This is a genomic window from Deltaproteobacteria bacterium (genome assembly GCA_011773515.1).
GTDB lineage: Bacteria > Desulfobacterota > Deferrimicrobia > J040 > J040 > WVXK01.
Window position 1 is genome coordinate 1 of the sequence record WVXK01000078.1, and the last position, 15,792, is coordinate 15,792.

The 15,792-nt window shown below is 56.7% G+C and carries 14 protein-coding genes; 6 read left to right on the top strand and 8 right to left on the bottom strand.

Annotation, left to right across the window (positions count from 1 at the left end; all coding sequences use genetic code 11):
• Nucleotides 1–163 precede the first annotated feature (163 nt).
• The 5 genes from GTN70_08945 (at nt 164) to GTN70_08965 (ending at nt 6,423) form a co-directional block, all read left to right on the top strand.
• Nucleotides 164–1,183 (top strand): HlyD family efflux transporter periplasmic adaptor subunit, encoded by a 1,020-nt coding sequence (locus tag GTN70_08945; protein NIO17110.1) that lies wholly within the window; start codon nt 164–166, stop codon nt 1,181–1,183.
• 3 nt (nt 1,184–1,186) lie between these two features.
• Nucleotides 1,187–2,725 (top strand): DHA2 family efflux MFS transporter permease subunit, encoded by a 1,539-nt coding sequence (locus GTN70_08950; GenBank protein ID NIO17111.1) that lies wholly within the window; start codon nt 1,187–1,189, stop codon nt 2,723–2,725.
• A 107-nt stretch (nt 2,726–2,832) separates the two neighbouring features.
• Complete coding sequence (locus GTN70_08955) at nt 2,833–4,191, top strand: c-type cytochrome (protein ID NIO17112.1); 1,359 nt, start codon at nt 2,833–2,835, stop codon at nt 4,189–4,191.
• A gap of 28 nt (nt 4,192–4,219) precedes the next feature.
• Complete coding sequence (locus GTN70_08960) at nt 4,220–5,140, top strand: 4Fe-4S dicluster domain-containing protein (protein NIO17113.1); 921 nt, start codon at nt 4,220–4,222, stop codon at nt 5,138–5,140.
• Between the two features lie 20 nt (nt 5,141–5,160).
• Nucleotides 5,161–6,423: a polysulfide reductase gene (locus GTN70_08965; protein ID NIO17114.1), complete on the top strand. Its 1,263-nt coding sequence runs from the start codon at nt 5,161–5,163 to the stop codon at nt 6,421–6,423.
• A gap of 165 nt (nt 6,424–6,588) precedes the next feature.
• Here the strand turns inward: GTN70_08965 and GTN70_08970 are convergent, their stop codons facing one another.
• The 8 genes from GTN70_08970 to GTN70_09005 all read right to left on the bottom strand — a co-directional run bounded on the left by GTN70_08970 (nt 6,589) and on the right by GTN70_09005 (nt 14,578).
• A complete protein-coding gene (locus GTN70_08970) occupies nt 6,589–7,215 on the bottom strand; it encodes a LysE family transporter (protein ID NIO17115.1) in 627 nt (208 codons plus the stop codon).
• 321 nt (nt 7,216–7,536) lie between these two features.
• Complete coding sequence (locus tag GTN70_08975; protein NIO17116.1) at nt 7,537–8,790, bottom strand: c-type cytochrome; 1,254 nt, start codon at nt 8,788–8,790, stop codon at nt 7,537–7,539.
• A 70-nt stretch (nt 8,791–8,860) separates the two neighbouring features.
• Nucleotides 8,861–9,091: a hypothetical protein gene (locus tag GTN70_08980; GenBank protein ID NIO17117.1), complete on the bottom strand. Its 231-nt coding sequence runs from the start codon at nt 9,089–9,091 to the stop codon at nt 8,861–8,863.
• A gap of 54 nt (nt 9,092–9,145) precedes the next feature.
• The gene (locus GTN70_08985) at nt 9,146–10,549 is read right to left on the bottom strand and encodes a polysulfide reductase (protein NIO17118.1); all 1,404 of its coding nucleotides are present in this window, start codon (nt 10,547–10,549) and stop codon (nt 9,146–9,148) included.
• The gene (locus tag GTN70_08990; protein ID NIO17119.1) at nt 10,550–11,230 is read right to left on the bottom strand and encodes a 4Fe-4S dicluster domain-containing protein; all 681 of its coding nucleotides are present in this window, start codon (nt 11,228–11,230) and stop codon (nt 10,550–10,552) included.
• A 12-nt stretch (nt 11,231–11,242) separates the two neighbouring features.
• Nucleotides 11,243–13,624: a molybdopterin-dependent oxidoreductase gene (locus GTN70_08995; GenBank protein NIO17120.1), complete on the bottom strand. Its 2,382-nt coding sequence runs from the start codon at nt 13,622–13,624 to the stop codon at nt 11,243–11,245.
• A gap of 16 nt (nt 13,625–13,640) precedes the next feature.
• Nucleotides 13,641–14,135 carry a cytochrome C gene (locus GTN70_09000; GenBank protein ID NIO17121.1) on the bottom strand — a complete coding sequence of 165 codons (495 nt, stop codon included), beginning with the start codon at nt 14,133–14,135 and terminating at the stop codon, nt 13,641–13,643.
• 113 nt (nt 14,136–14,248) lie between these two features.
• A complete protein-coding gene (locus tag GTN70_09005) occupies nt 14,249–14,578 on the bottom strand; it encodes a DnaJ domain-containing protein (GenBank protein ID NIO17122.1) in 330 nt (109 codons plus the stop codon).
• Nucleotides 14,579–15,049: 471 nt separating this feature from the next.
• Between GTN70_09005 and GTN70_09010 the strand changes: the two genes are divergently transcribed.
• Nucleotides 15,050–15,792: PAS domain-containing protein (locus GTN70_09010; GenBank protein ID NIO17123.1), on the top strand; the 743-nt coding region annotated here is incomplete at its 3' end.

Here is a 15,792-nt window from a genome sequence, read left to right on the forward strand (position 1 = left end):
CTTGACAATTTATGATCGATTCTGAATTAATAACAGAGCATTTCACATCGATTATCATGCCCGATTTTTTTTGTTTTTCCCGGGACACGAGACACGGGACGACCATCACCTGTATAATTTATCGAGGACGTGAATGCTCGTCAGGGAAATGAGGAAATAGCGTATGCAAACCGACAGCGTTGAGATAAAGAACAGGAACAGGCGAAGGGGAAAGATCGCCCTTGTCATCTTTGCGATTCTTCTTATCTCCGGATCCGTAATCGGTTATTTCGTATACCAGTTCCGCAAGACCCACATCAAGACCGACGACGCCTTCATAGAGGGCACGGTGTACACCATCTCCCCCCGGGTGGCGGGAACGGTCCACGAGGTGCTGGTCGCTGACAACGAGCACGTGGAAAAAGGAGACGTCCTGGTCAGGGTCGACCCGGAACCCTACGAGGTCATGCTTGCCGAGGAGGAGGCAAAGCTCGTATCGGAGGAGAAGCGGCTGGTGCAGACGACGAAGGCGGTTTCCGCTGCGCGGGCGGACGTGAAGCTCGCCGGGGCGGAGCTTGACCAGGCAAAAATCGATTTCGACCGGGCGGAGAGCCTCCTGAAATCGGAGGCCATTCCCCGGAGCGAATTCGACAAGGCGAAAACGGCACTTCAGATCGCAGGCGCTGCAAAGGAGGCAAAGGAAGCGAGTCTCGCCTCCCTCGCGTCTTCTCTCGAGACCATAAAGGCGGCTATAGAGAGCGCCGGGGCTTCCGTTAAAAACGCCCGGCTGAACCTCAGGTACACCTCCCTTGTCTCCCCGGGGGGTGGGTACGTTACCAGGAAGAACGTCGAGGTGGGGAACTATATCACCGTGGGGCAGCCGGTGATGGCGCTTGTCGCAAACGGAGAGCTGTGGGTCGTGGCAAATTACAAGGAGACCCAGATTGAGCACATGCGGGTTTCCGATCCCGTCGAAATCATGGTGGATACCTACAAGGGGAGAAAGCTCCACGGAAGGATAGAGAGCTTCATGGCGGGGACGGGGTCGGCATTTTCCCTCTTTCCTCCCGAGAATGCAACGGGAAACTACGTAAAGGTGGTCCAGCGGGTTCCCGTCAAGATCGTCTTTACCGAACCGATCCCCGAAGATGTGTCCCTGCGGGTCGGGATGTCCGTGGTGCCCACCGTCCTCGTATCGAGGTAACAGATGCCCGCCACGAGGGTGAACAAGTGGATCGTTGCGATAACCGTGATGATCCCCACCATGATAGAGATCATCGACATCAGCGTGGCCAACGTTGCCCTCGATCACATACGGGGGTCCCTTTCCGCCGGCATCGATGAGGCCACCTGGGTGCTCACCTCATACCTGGTGTCGAACGCCATCATCATCCCCATGTCGGGGTGGCTTGCGCGGATGTTCGGGAGGAAGCGGTACCTCATCGGGTCGATTACCCTGTTCACCGTGAGCTCCATACTGTGCGGGGCCTCGACGTCCCTTATGATGCTCGTTGCATTCAGGGTCCTCCAGGGGCTCGCCGGCGGGGCGCTCCAGCCAATCTCGCAGGCCATCCTTCTCGAGACCTTTCCGCCGAAGGAGCACGGGATGGCCATGGCCATTTTCGGCGTGGGCGCCATGTTCGGCCCCATCGCGGGCCCGCTTCTCGGGGGGTACGTGACGGACGCGCTCTCCTGGAGATGGATATTCTACATCAACGGGCCAATCGGGATTATCGCGATCCTGATGACGGTTCTCTTCATTCACGATCCCCCCTATTTCGAGAGGATAAAGGGGAGGATCGACTACTGGGGAATCATCCTGCTGACCATCGGCGTCGGGGCGCTCCAGATAATCCTCGACAAGGGCGAGCGGGAGGCATGGTTCCAGTCCTCTTTCATCGTGTACCTCGCAATCATTTCGATACTGGCCCTCATTCTCCTGGCCATCAGGGAGCTCTACTTCGCCGAAAGGCCCATCATCAATCTCCGGCTCTTTAAGAACATCTCCTTCGCCTCGGGGAATATCGCCATGTTCATCACCTTCTTCAACCTCCTGGGCTCGATCGTCCTTCTGCCCCTCTACGTCCAGATCCTCATGGGCTACTCGGCCTTTCAGGCGGGGTGGATCCTGGCTCCGGGGGGCGTCGTCACCCTCGTCTGCATGCCCATCGTGGGCAGGCTCACCGACAGGTACAATCCCAAGTACGTGCTCGTGGTGGGGGTGTTTCTCTGCGCCCTCTCCACGCGCCTGATGAGCCGTTTCAACCTTCATGCCGACTTCGTGTCGATCATGATTCCCCGCATGGTCCTCGGTATGGGGATGGCGTTCCTCTTCATCCCCCTGACCAACCTGACCCTTTCGCTCATTCCGAAGCCCGAGATGGGCTACGCCACGTCGATTTACAACTTTCTCCGGAACCTGGGCGGCAGCTTCGGCATCGCCTTCTCCACCACCATGGTCACCCGGCGCTCCCAGTTCCACCATTTGCGCCTCTCCGAGCACATGCACCGGTTAAACGAGGGCTTCAACATCTCTCTTGCCAGGATCAAGCTCTTTATACTGGGAAAGACGGGGATGGGACCCGCCCTCTCGGAGCAGGTTGCGATGCAGGGGGTGTATGGTGAGATGAAGAGGCAGGCCCTGATGAAAGGCTTCAACGACTCCTTTTACCTGCTGTCGGCGTTTATGTTCATGGTCCTGTTTCTGGTCTTTTTCATCAGGTATCATAANNAGGCTGTGATATAATTTTTACAGTCGGTAAATCGTTGACTGACACATTCTGCATGTGGTAACTATTCTTATTTGGATATCACACATATCATGGTAACAATCTAATCCAAGGAGAAGTTTCGATGTTTACTCGAACTTTAACGAAGGGGACCCGTCTTTATGTGTTCGCCGCCCTGTCTCTCGTGGTTTCCGTTTCGCTTGTCGCACAAGGGGGGAAGGCAGAGGAGAAAGCCGGGGGGGAACTGAAGATAAAAAGGTCAATGGGGCACGTGGGTCCGGACCTGTCCGATGACAAGTGGAGGTATGGCGCATCGGACCAGGAGCTCTACGAATCCATCGCCGGGGGGCGCCCGGGTGGTATGCCGCCCTTTGGAAAAAATCTGAAGGAGGAGGAGATCTGGAGCATCGTTTCCTATATCAGGAGCATGACCCAGGAGATTCAGGGGCTGAAAAAGAAGGTCATGATCTCGGAAGGTGAGAAGGCCTACCGGGAAAACTGCGGTGTCTGCCACGGGCCTGATGGTCAGGGTGCTATCGGTCCGAACCTCGTTGAAAGGAAAAGGTGGAAGTACGGGGCAACGGATGCAAAGCTTTTCGAGTCGATCTCGAAGGGACGCCCGGGGGGCATGCACGGCTGGAGAAAATATATCGGTGATGAGAAGATATGGGACATTATCGCCTTCCTGAAGAGCCTTTCAAAGGATGGAAAGGAAACCCACAGGGCGAAAATTCAGGCCGCCAAGGGAAGGCCGGTGTACCTGGAGAACTGTTCCGCCTGCCATGGCAAAGATGCGGAGGGAAGGTCAGGGCCGAGTCTCATCGACAAGGAATGGAGGTACGGCTCGACGGATCAGAAGATATTCGAATCTATAGCCAAGGGGCGGCACGGAAAGGATATGCCTTCTTTCGGCAAGGAACTGGGTGAAGACAACATCTCTTACGTGATCGCGTATTTAAGGAGCATCGCCGAAGACATCGAGCAGGACAAGGTGAAGCAGGTGATAAGGGAGGGTGAGAAACTGTACAAACAGCGCTGTTCCGTCTGTCACGGCAAAGACGTGAGATCCTTCGCTGTGGCACCCCCGCCTTTCACCGAAGGGATATTCCCCTGCTCGGACTGCCACGAGGACATAGAGCCGAACAGGCAGAGACGGGAGCTCGAAGACGAGCACACGGACATCGAGCTAACGCACGCTGCGGGCCAGCGCTGGTGCCTGGACTGCCATGATGCGGAAAACAGGGATGTTCTGCGACTGGCAAACGGCGATACGGTTCCCTTCACCGAATCGTTCAGGCTCTGCGGCCAGTGCCATGGCGACAAGTACAGAGACTGGAGAGCCGGCGTTCACGGCAAGCGGACGGGAATGTGGGACGGGCAGAAGCAGTACCTTTTGTGCGCCAACTGCCACAACCCTCACTCCCCGAGGTTCAAGCCGCTCATACCGCTGCCGCCCCCGGCCAGTCCGGAAGATATCAAATAAGGGCAATTTCATTTCAGGAGTAGAAAACATGTCCCACACAAAGACATCGGAAGCGAAAAGAAGGAGCAGGAGGAAGTTTTTGAAAGGGGTGGGTGCCGCCGTCGGTTCGACCCTGGTTGCGCGAAGAAAAGCAGAGGCCCTCTCTTTTTCCATGAGCGAGCTTTTCCAGCAGCATTTCAAGAAGTTCACGAAAGAGGATCTCGAGCGGGTTCTTGCCCGGCTCGAGGATGAATACAAAAAAAAGTTCGGAAGAGAGGTGGAGGTAACGGCGGAACCTCACATACCCAATTCGCTCTTCGCCTATGCCCTGGATCTTTCCCGCTGCATCGGCTGCAGGCGATGCGTTTACGGGTGCGTGGAGGAGAACAACCAGTCCAGGGAGCCCCAGATCCAGTGGATAAAGGTTCTCCGCATGGAGAAGGAGAAGGGCATAAACGTGGAGGAGGCCGAGCTCTATTACAATCCCGATCTCGTTCCCGAGGAAGGGTATTTTTACATGCCCGTGCAGTGCCACCAGTGCAGGAACGCCCCCTGCACGAAGGTCTGCCCGGTCCAGGCAACGTGGATGGAGCCGGACGGGATCGTCGTGGTCGATTACAACTGGTGTATCGGGTGCAGGTACTGCATGGCTGCCTGTCCCTACGGAGCAAGGCATTTCAACTGGGCGGAGCCGAAAATACCGGAGGAGGAGCTCAACCCCAAAACCCATTACCTCGGCAACAGGCCCCGGTACGTCGGTGTGGTGGAGAAGTGCACCTTCTGCATCCAGCGGTCGAGAAACGGGAGGTATCCGGCCTGTGTCGAGGTGTGCCCCGTTGGTGCCAGGAAGTTCGGGGATTTAAATGATCCCGATAGCGAGATCAGGTATACCATTGAAAATAAGCGGGTGTTCATATTCAAGGAGGAGCTGAACACGCAGCCCAAGTTTTTCTACTATTTCGGAATATAAAAAAGCCAGAGGTAGGGGGAATGAAAAAGGAAAAGCAATCAACGACGTTTTTCGGCCAGGTCCTGAACCTCGTCATCAAGGGACCCAAGATCTATTACTGGTGGGTCGGCTACCTGATCTTTTTTGTCGTCCTCGGGGTGATCTGCTACCTGATTCAGTTGAACAAAGGGATGATCGTCACGGCCATGAGGGACCAGGTTTCCTGGGGGTTTTACATCGCCAACTTCACCTTCCTGGTGGGCGTTGCCGCGGCGGCCGTGTACCTCGTCATACCGGGATACATATACAAGTTCGAGGACATAAAGGAGATAGCCGTTATCGGGGAGATTCTCGCCATCGTCGCAATCATCATGGCTATCCTCTTCGTCGTCGTGGACGTCGGCCGCCCCGACAGGGTGTGGCACCTCATTCCGAGAATCGGCCGCATGAACTTCCCCGTGTCGCTGCTTGCCTGGGATATCATAGCGCTGAACAGTTACCTCGTGATAAACGTGGTCATCGCGTGGTACATCATCTACAACCACTATCACAACAGAGAGCCGAACAAAGCGATATACTGGCCCCTGATACTCGCCTCGATACCGCTGGCGGTGTCGATTCACACGGTCACGGCCTTTCTCTACAACGGTCTCGCCGCGCGGCCCTTCTGGAACTCGGCCATTATCGCCCCGCGGTTCATAGCGTCCGCATTCTGTTCGGGACCGGCACTGATGCTCATCGTGTTTCAGATCGCCAGGAGGGTGACCAACATAAGGATCACCAACAGGGCGATCTTCAAGATCGCCGAGCTCATCGCCTACGCAATGGCCATAAACCTCTTCCTGCTCGTCTGCGAATATTTCAAGGAGTACTACTCGGACACGACCCACATCGCGTCATTCAAGTACCTCTACATGGGTCTTCACGGCAAAAACGCTCTCGTTCCATTTATCTGGATCGCCATACTTTTCAACATCATGGGGTTTTTGCTGCTCCTCATTCCGAAGACGAGGGAAAATCTCATAACCCTCAACATCGGCTGCATACTCATACTGCACGGGGTGTACATCGAGAAGGGGATGGGCCTGGTGATCCCGGGGTTTATCCCGGATGTTCTGGGAGAGATATACGAATATACCCCCACGTTTACGGAGTTCCTCATAGGAATGGGCATCTGGGGATTCGGGATGCTCCTGTACACGATAATCCTGAAGGTCGCCATTCCGATCAAAACAGGGGATTTCACCTCTTCCCGGGCCGAGACGAAAGCCGACGTTGAAGAGGCCGAGGGATTCCCTGCCTGAAACCCTCCCGGGATTCCGTGCCCCCCGAGATCGGGAGGCAGAGGGCGTCGGGTCGGCGGATTGCCGCATCAAGGGTGGGGAACAAAAAACCGGAAAACGATGCATGTCCATGGGTGGACGGCGGTTGCTTCGCCGGTCTTGCCGCCTTCATCCCCCCGCTGCCGGTCATGCAGCGATGAGCTTGTAGCACCCGAAGAGGAACCATCCCCCGAAACCGATCAGAAAGATGCCGCAGGCACATATGACGCGGCGGTAGACCTTGGCTGAAAAAACCTTCTTCCCCCTGGCGATTGCCGAGGAGACGACCGTGTACCAGGCGAAATCGGCCAGGATGTGGCCGATGAAAAAGCACACGACGCCGGGAACGCCCAGTTTGATCGACGCCACGAGGTATCCGAGGCCGATGGTGGCCCACCAGATTATCCAGTAGGGGTTCGAAATGGACCCGAGAATGCCCAGGAGGATGATGTTTCCCCTCTTTTCCCCGCTGCCCCGCACCTGCTCCATGTCGATGGTGGAGGATTCCCGGACCATGGAGTACCCCATGATCAGCAGGATCGCTCCCCCCGAGAAAAACGAGAATATCTTGAACCCCGTCTTGACGATGAGCGAGGAAAGACCCGACAGCAGGAGGATGACGAGAGCCCCCTCGAGGATGCTGTGTCCCACGATCAGAAGGGGCCCGGCTTTCGCGCCGCGCTTGACCGATTCGCCGATGGTGATCGTCAAGAGCGGTCCGGGCATGAGCGCCCCCGAGAGGGCGATCACGAAGGACCCCGTGGCGAGAAACATGAGTTCGGAAAACACCCGGCCCTCCACCTTTCGAAGATTGATGTAAGAAACTATTGTATCCTACGCACCTCACCCCATGGCAATTATTTAAGATGAGAGACTGTGAAGGATGATCAATTGTTCACGGCAATGCGAATTGCGGAATGAGAGCCGGCGGCGTAAAAATGAGCATCAGAGAGCGGAAAATAGATCTGGAGAGGATCCAAACGGCAAAAGCTCCGGAAAAAAAGAGCGTTATGAGGTAAGAAGAATATACGAGCTGGGCCTCTGTGCTTCCGGGCTTCTGTTTTTGTTGGGCTATGAACTGCGAACTGCAGTCGTCTACTGGCTCTGCAGGAAGGCCAGGATATCGCGCAGCTCCTGGCCCGTGAGCTCGGGCCAGGTAACGGCCTGGCTTACCATGTTGGCTTCCATGTTCGGTATGTGGTTCCACAGGTAGCTGGAGAACTGTATGCTGTTATCGGGCCTAACCTGCCTGAGGAAGGTCTTCTTATCCTCCTCCGTCTCGAAGTGGCAGTCTGCACATCCTTTCTGCTCCAGTATCTTTGCCCCCTTCGACGGGTCTCCCGGTTTGTCGATATAGTTCAGGGAGTAGAGGTAGACGATGAGATCGCCCATCTCCGTTTCCGAGAAGTAGGGCCACGAGAGGTTCTTCTCCCGGAATTTTTCCTGCATCTCCCCGGAGTGATTCCACAACAGCGCCGTCAGCTCGGCAACGCCCGCCTGGGAGACCGTTTCCCCCAGGTCGGGGCCCTGCTTTCCCCCCTGCCCGAAAACGGCATGGCAGCTGATGCACTTTTTCTCGGCAAACAGCGTCCGCCCCCTGTTTGCATCGCCGATGCCGAGGAAGATCTTTTTCTCGCCCCTTTCTCCCTCGGTCAGGGCGGCAAAGAGGTTTGCCATGTCCTTCCCGGAGAACTTCGGAACGGGTGTGCCCGTTGAGATCATCTGGCTTATCATCATGGGCCCGTGGTTCCACATTCGCTGTATGAGGATGATCTGGGATTTGTAGGCACCCAGCGGGTCAAGGGATACCCCCCCCCTCTTTCCCGCACTTCCCCTGAAGTGGCAGTTGAAGCAGAGTTTTTCCATGAGTATCTTTTCGCCCTTTGCCGGGTCACCGGGTTCGCTGAGGTAGGGCAGCATGTAGAGGAACGAGACGAGCTGGTTCAGTTCCGGGGTGCTGAAGTCGGGCCGCGGCAGCCCCTCTTTTCTCATGTGCACCGCCATCTGGGGCGCATGGTTCCAGAGGGTGGAGAATATGTCGAGGAAGCTCCCGCGAAACTCGGATGTATCCAGGGTAGGTCCCGCTTTCTCTTCCTTTTCGAAGATGGCGTGGCACTGGCTGCAGTGCTTTTCCTCGAAGATTTTCCTTCCCGAGAAAAGATCACTGACCAGGAAATACCTCCGGACCCTGACCTGGTCTATTTTCGTGACCCGTTTTTTCACGGCTTCAGGCTTGGCCTTCTCGGGGGCTTTCTTGGTCCCTTCCCCGCATCCGGAGACAACCAGGAGGAAGCAGAGGGCCAGGCTGAAAATCACCGGGGTTATATGGCGGAATCTCCTGTTTCGCATGGTTATTCAAACCTCCCGTAGTTCTTGTTTTTTCGGCCGACCCTTCCCCCGGCTCTTCCCCGCGGCCCGCCTATTCCTTCCTTCCCCTCTGCAAGCCGATGAACACGTACGTCAACACTGAGGCGAGGGTGAAAAATACGGGAATGGCGACGATGCTGATTGCCACGGAAGCGTCGGGTGCATCCTTGAGCGCGAGTGAAACCTTGATCAGGTTGAGAATCCAGACGGCGATGCCGGTAAACAGCACCCAGATGAACGACAGCGACAGGACCTGGATGATAAAGATCGTTTTATTGTTCATTATAGCCCTCCTTCACACGCGAGGGAATGGGTGTATCTATTGGTCGGAAAAGAGTCATGTTTCCCCTCCTTCATCGCCTGGCGGCGGAGGCTTGGCGACTTCGGCGGATGCCTTTTCTTCCGGCTCATGAAGTTCCATATCGGGTTGGTATGATTTTATGCGCTCCCCCACGATGTGGGCGCTCTCTTCACGCCCCTCTTCGATTTCCCAGACGGAGATGACGGGGAAGAACCGCGCGAACAAAACGTACCCGAGGGCAAACACGGATACACCCCAGAGGAACAACATCCACTCCGTGTGGGTGGGAACGTAGATACCCGTCGGGTAGGGAAGGCGGGGATTGGCCAGCGACGGGACGACGATGGCGAGCCGCTCGAGCCACATGCCGATGATCACGGTGATGGACGCAACTAATATACCCGGGATCGTCCGTGTTTTACGGTTTGAGAGCAGGGCCACGGGAATCACGAAATTGCAGATCACCATACCCCAGAAGAAGGGGGCAAATTTCCCCGTGAACTTGTACCAGAAAACACGCATCTCGTTCGGCTCGTGCCCGTAGAATGCCGTGAGATACTCCGAGAAGGTGAAATAGAACCAGATCAGGGACATGATGAGCAGGAGGATGCCGAGATAGTTGAAGTGAATTTGCTTGAGGTACCTTTCCAGCCGGAATAACTTGCGGAATACGATCATGACCACGAGTATCGCCGCGATCCCGGAGAAGATGGCTCCCACGACGAAATAGGGACCGAATATGGTGCTGTGCCACCCGGGCTGCACCGTCATTGCGAAGATGTAGGAGATGATGGTGTGGACCGACACGGCGATGGGTATGACCATCACCATCAGGATGTTCATCGCCCGCTCGAGCACCTCGTGCTGGCGCTTGGTTCCCTGCCACCCCCAGGAGAGAAAGTTATAGAGCCAGCGTGGCCGGACTCCCCGATCCCGCAGGATCGCGATGTCGGGGATCATGGGGATGTAGAGATACACCGTGCTGGCCGTGAAATATGCCGTGATGCTGCACACGTCCCAGAGCAGGGGCGACTGGAGGCGGCCGTTGTAGAACAGGTGGAGGACCCGGTCAGGGCGGCCCAGGTCGATAATGGGATGCAAACCTCCTATTGCGAGGACGATGGCGGTGATGACTTCGGCCATTCGCGTGATCGGGCGCCGCCACTCGGCGTTGGAGAGGCGCAGGATTGCCGAAATCAAAGTGCCCGCGTGGCTGATCCCGATGAAGAAGACGAAGTTTATGATGTAAAAACCCCAGGTGACGGGCTGTGCCATTCCGGTCACTCCCAGCCCGTATTTGAGCTGGCGGACGTAGATGTACATGGTGTAGAAGATAACGGCGAGAAGAATGGCGACGATGTAGTAGAACCCCCTGCCGGGATTTTCAATGGGCCTGAGCAAAGCGGCGTCGGGATGGGGGCTTACGGAAGTCCGTTCCATTTAATCCACCTCCGTTAGATAGATCACCTTCGGCTCAGTTCCCAGGTCTTCCAGCAGCTTCATTGCCCGCGGGCTGTGTTTCAGGTGGCTTACGTGATGCTCGTGATTGTCCAGGTCCCCGAATACGATGGCCCCGGTCGGGCAGCTTTCCACGCAGGCGGGCTGGAAGTCCTCTTCCAGAAGTTCCCGGTTTTCGTACTTTGCCTGCTCCTTGGCTTTTTGCAGGCGGTGGTGGCAGAACGTGCACTTCTCCACCACGCCGACGGGGCGGACAGAGACGTCGGGGTTTTTCGTGGCGCGGTTCTCTTTTATCCATTCCGGTTTGTACCAGTTGAAGGATTTGACCGTGTAGGGGCAGGCAGCCATGCAGTAGCGGCAGCCGATGCACTGGGGATATATCTGTGCAACGATGCCCTCTTCGTTTATGTAGGTGGCCCGGACGGGGCAGACCTTCGTGCAGGGTGGGTGTTCGCAGTGCATGCACGGGCGCGGAATCAGCCTCACCCGGAGGAGGGGGTATTCCCCCTCGTACATGGTGAGCATGTCCATCCAGAGCATTGAACGACCCAGCGCTGACTCTTCGGGCTCCACGATCGCCACGTTGTTTTCCAGCTTGCAGGCCGCCGCGCACTCGCCGCAACCGGTGCATTTTTGGAGATCTATGACCATGCCCCACTTCATGTCTCACGCTCCTTATTTCGTTATCTTTTCCACGCGCACCTGTGTAGACTGCCACGAAGTGCGGCCGCTCAGGGGGTCCACCCGGTAATCGAGGTATGCGATCGCGTTTGTCCCGATGTTTTTCCCGTACCTTCCCGATCCTTTGTGCCCCTGCCCGAAGGGAACGGAGAGGATGTCTGCCGAGACGGTGGGGACTATCTTCACGGGAAGGGTGAAAGAGCCCTTTTCCGTGGTGACGCGGATCTGATCACCCTCTTTCAGGTCCAGCACCATGGCCCGCTCGGGGTTTATCTCCGCCCAGGTCTGCCAGTAGAGGCGGGGATGGAGCCCGAAGAGCTCCTGAAGGAGCGGCTGGCTCGCCCCGAAGCCGGTGATGTTCATCAGGGTCGTGAAGGGGACGAGGGTGAAGATATCGCTGGCTTCGGCCCCCTTGGCCCTCTCCTCCAGCCACGCAAGCGGGTCCCTGCCCGTATCCTCACCTCCCCCGGAAGGTTTCTGGAAAGATCTTTCGGTAAAGAGCTGGTCCAGCCGCGTAAGGGTTGGGAAGGTGAACTTCTTCTCCCCCCGCCAGTCGGCGTCGGGATACCCGTCGGGATCCCACCATCCTCCCTTCTCGGTGAGCAATCGCCAGAAATCCGAAAAAGCGGGATAACTGTACACCTGCCAGCCGCGCTTGCGGATCTCCTGGAGAAATTCGAGGGAAACTTCCTCGAAGTAGGGCGTTCCCTTTCCGGAGTTGAAGATCTGCTTCATCCGGGCCTGGAGGTATTCACGGTATGATTTTAACCTTGCGCCCGGAAGAATCTTGACGTTTTGATCCGCCGCTATCTTGACGAGCACATCCCCAAGTGGGCGGGGGCCTTTCACGGGGCTCACCACGGGCTGCATGAGTCCCACCTGGGCGAAGGGAAGGTTGGGGACGGGCAGCGTGAGATCCCACTGCTCCAGATAGGTCGGCAGGGGAAGGACGATATCGGCAAAGGATGAGGTGTCGTCGATGAAGCTTGCAAACTGCACCACCTTCGGTATCCTGCTCAGGAACCCCTCCCAGGCCTCTCGATTCGCGGCCTGGAATACCGGGTCTGCCTGGGCGATCATCAGCAGGGAAAGTTCGGGAGCCTTTCCCTGCGGGAAAAGTTCCGGCAGCGCCTGCGCTGCCCAGGAGGCGGGCAGGGCGTTATCGCCCGGTTTCAGATCCTTCCCGGTGAAGGACCGGGAGCGCGGGTCGAAGGCGTTTTCCCTCACCGGCCCCCAGGGGAGCGCGGCAGGCTCCCGCCAGAGCCCGGTGGTGGAAAAGCTCCCGGAGACGGCATTCAGCGAAGCCACGGCCCACTGGTTGAAAAGGGCTGTCTCTGTTGCGTCGGCCGTGCCTCCGGAAAGGGCCAGCGGAGCCCGTGCGGACTCGAAGCCGCGGGCAAGCTGGATAATCTTCTTGGGAGGTACGCCGGTGAGCTCGGAGACGCGGTCAGGGTAAAAATTCCGCCTCACCATGTCCTGGAATTCCCTTATATTCTTTATGTTTATCGTGCTTTTTCCGATGAACTCCTGGTCGTAGAACTTGTCCCTTATGATTACGTAGACCATTCCCAGGGCGAGGACGCCCGCGCTTCCCGGCAGAATTTTCACCCACTCCGTGGCGTTGATGCCGGCGTGGGACATGCGCGGTGAGAGGTGGATCATCTTCAGCCCCGTGCGGGGGCGTTTTTCCTTCAAGGAGCCATAGAGGGAATTGAAGTGAACGGGCGAGGGGGTCTCTTCGAGAAGGTTCGTGCCGAAGGTCAGGAGGTAGTCGCAACGGTTAAGGTCGAAGGCGAGTGCGGGGAATATCCCGCCCCCCTGGAAAAGGCCGAGTTCGTTTACCGCGGGGGGACGCCAGGGGAAGAGGTGCGGCGAGCCGAAACCGGACATGAACTCTTCCGTGAAACGGGCGAGCAGGCTATTGCCGTCTCCCAGGATGAAGCCGAAACGGTCGGAGCGCTTTTCCCTCCGGAGGGTTGTCAGCGCCTGCTCGACCTGTTTGATGGCTTCGTCCCAGGATACGGGTTCGAATGACGCCTCTCCCTTCTTGCCCGTGCGCACAAGGGGTTGTGTCAACCGGTCGGGGTGGTAGAGGAGCTCCAGGCCCGCTTCCCCCATCGGGCAGGTGAATCCTCTGTTCACCGGTGCGATGGGATTTCCCAGGATCCGCACCGGGATGTCATCGATGAGCCGGACGCGAATGCCGCACCCTGCCGGGCACTGCCCGCAGGTCGATACTTTCCAGGTCTCGATGCGGGGCCCGGATATTATCTTTTCCATCCAGTCATCCGGCACGGCCCAGACCCGGGAATAGCCCCCGGCGACGGCGCCCGTTACGCCCAGAAGGCGAAGAAAGTCGCGACGAGAAATGTTCATCAACTGCTCCTTTTATTTACCGGTGGCATGTTGCGCAATCCAAATCCACGCTGTTTTTCTCATGGCACTCCATGCACCACTCCATGGTAATTTTTACCGCAGGCTTCGAAAAGGGGCGGCTCATTGCGGACACGTTCCCGTGGCACTGCTCGCAGTCCACCCTTCCCAGCGCCACGTGGCGCCTGTGGGAAAAGTAGGCGTGGTCCGGGACGCGGTGCACCTGGATCCAGGGGATCTGCCGGTTTTCGCTTATGTATTCTACGAGTTTTTTCTCCTCTTCGCTCTCGGTCATCGCTTCATCGTGGCACTCCTGGCAGACGTCGATGTTGGGTATCGTTGCCTTCTGATGGGTGAGGACCCTCCTGTGGCAGTCCAGGCAGTCGAGGCCAGCCTCATCGACATGTTTTTTGTGATCGTAGGCGATCGGCTGCGTGTAACTTCCCTGCTGAGAGCAGCTGCCGGCGATGAATAAGGACAGAGCGAGGGCGATAGAAAAAGGCCAGTTTTTCATTTCGTTTCAGTTCCGGTCAATTTTTGATTTCAAAGTATTATACATAACTCGATTTTGATTGCAAAAAAAAAATTGGGAAACGAGAAAAACTATCAGTAAGCTGCCGGGGAAAGCTAAGATTCGGGTTCGCTCTTTCCCGGTCCCCAGATGGGGTCTGCGTAGAAACGCCGCCTCAGCTTCTCTTCGGGATACCTTTTGAGGTAGGCCTCCTCGGTGAACTCGATCCGGTAGAACTTCGCATATTCGAGAAGGACGTTGTAGGCGAAAGAAACTTCCAGAAACTTTCCGGCATCTGCCCCGTCGCCCCCCATGTCGGGGTGATGTATCCGGGCCAGCTCCCGGTAGGCGTTCTTTATTTCTGCAAGGGTGGCCGAGTCGCCGAGACCAAGGACCCTGGCTGCCTCGATAACCTGCCGGAAGGTAAATTTCGTATCTCCCCTCATCCTGCTGAGATTATACATGAATCCAACAGGTCCGGTCCCGGAAAAAGAGAGAAGCCTGCCCCGGAAAGGACAGGCTCCTCTCTCTAAAAAATAGGAAGGAGATGGGCATACAAGGAGGAGGGGCCTCCTATGTGTATACTGTATACATATAAGGGGGGATATGTCAAGGAAAAACATTGTGCCTTCACAGGTTACCCTTCATGGTTTTCCGGGCGAAACCCCGGGGCGAGGATGCATGTTTGTGTCTCAATATCGCCCCCAAAAGACCGGATTTGGAACCGGTTTTACATGCCACCTCTGTCTGGCGAAATAAGGGTCCGGCGTGAAAGCTTGGTCCCGATACAGGGGAATGTATGAAATAAATTGTTGCATGTTGCAAAAGCCGATGGCTTCGTGGCACAATGAACGGCGGCGTGCTCCTTTCGCTGGCAGCTTAAAACCGGAAAGCAGGGTGCCTCAGCGAGGTGATCTATGGAAGAAGGCAGGCCCATAGGGTATCTGGAACTCATGGAAGGCATGGCTGACGCGCTCGTCGTCATATCGAAGGATAAGAAAGTCATGTCGATCAACTCCTCCGCGTCGAAGCTCTTCGATACGGAAACGGAAAAATCTTCCGGCATGCGGTGCAGGGACCTTGTCCGGTGCGAGCTGTGCGGAGACCCCTGTCCCCTGGATGAGTGCCTTGAAAAGAAGGATACGATCGCCCATTTCAATATCAGGCTCTTCGGGAAGGATGGATCGGAGACGCCGATATGCATGCACACCTCTCCCGTCAGGGATTCGTCGGGGGATATCGTGGGCGTCGTCGAGAGCATACGGGTCATACACCACATACAGGCTCTCATTCACGACCTCGAACTGGCGTATGAAAAGAAGGAGCTGGAGAAGGAGAAGGTCGAGGCTATTCTCAACAGCATTTCCGATGCCGTCATCACGATCGATCGGGACTGGAGGATCACTTCCATCAACCGGGCCGCGGAGGAACTCACCGGCATCGCGGCTTCCGACGCGATCGGAAAGTCCTGCAGGGACGTGATGGGTGTCGATCTGTGCCCGGGCATCTGTCCCATGAAGCAGACCTTCGAGACGGGCGAGCCCCGGACGAACGTCGATACCGTCGTCAGGCTCAAAAGCGGGAAGATCATTCCCCTCACCGTCTCGACAGCCCTTTTCAGGGACAAGGAGGGCGAGGTGCTCGGAGGGGTAGAGACGTA

Bases quoted from the DNA above. Each gene is read 5' to 3' on its own strand.
- GTN70_08945 (NIO17110.1), top strand. From the start codon at position 164: ATGCAAACCGACAGCGTTGAGATAAAGAACAGGAACAGGCGAAGGGGA.
- GTN70_08955 (NIO17112.1), top strand. From the start codon at position 2,833: ATGTTTACTCGAACTTTAACGAAGGGGACCCGTCTTTATGTGTTCGCC.
- GTN70_08960 (NIO17113.1), top strand. From the start codon at position 4,220: ATGTCCCACACAAAGACATCGGAAGCGAAAAGAAGGAGCAGGAGGAAG.
- GTN70_08965 (NIO17114.1), top strand. From the start codon at position 5,161: ATGAAAAAGGAAAAGCAATCAACGACGTTTTTCGGCCAGGTCCTGAAC.
- GTN70_08970 (NIO17115.1), bottom strand. From the start codon at position 7,215: ATGTTTCTCGCCACGGGGTCCTTCGTGATCGCCCTCTCGGGGGCGCTC.
- GTN70_08975 (NIO17116.1), bottom strand. From the start codon at position 8,790: ATGCGAAACAGGAGATTCCGCCATATAACCCCGGTGATTTTCAGCCTG.
- GTN70_08980 (NIO17117.1), bottom strand. From the start codon at position 9,091: ATGAACAATAAAACGATCTTTATCATCCAGGTCCTGTCGCTGTCGTTC.
- GTN70_08985 (NIO17118.1), bottom strand. From the start codon at position 10,549: ATGGAACGGACTTCCGTAAGCCCCCATCCCGACGCCGCTTTGCTCAGG.
- GTN70_08990 (NIO17119.1), bottom strand. From the start codon at position 11,230: ATGAAGTGGGGCATGGTCATAGATCTCCAAAAATGCACCGGTTGCGGC.
- GTN70_08995 (NIO17120.1), bottom strand. From the start codon at position 13,624: ATGAACATTTCTCGTCGCGACTTTCTTCGCCTTCTGGGCGTAACGGGC.
- GTN70_09000 (NIO17121.1), bottom strand. From the start codon at position 14,135: ATGAAAAACTGGCCTTTTTCTATCGCCCTCGCTCTGTCCTTATTCATC.
- GTN70_09005 (NIO17122.1), bottom strand. From the start codon at position 14,578: ATGAGGGGAGATACGAAATTTACCTTCCGGCAGGTTATCGAGGCAGCC.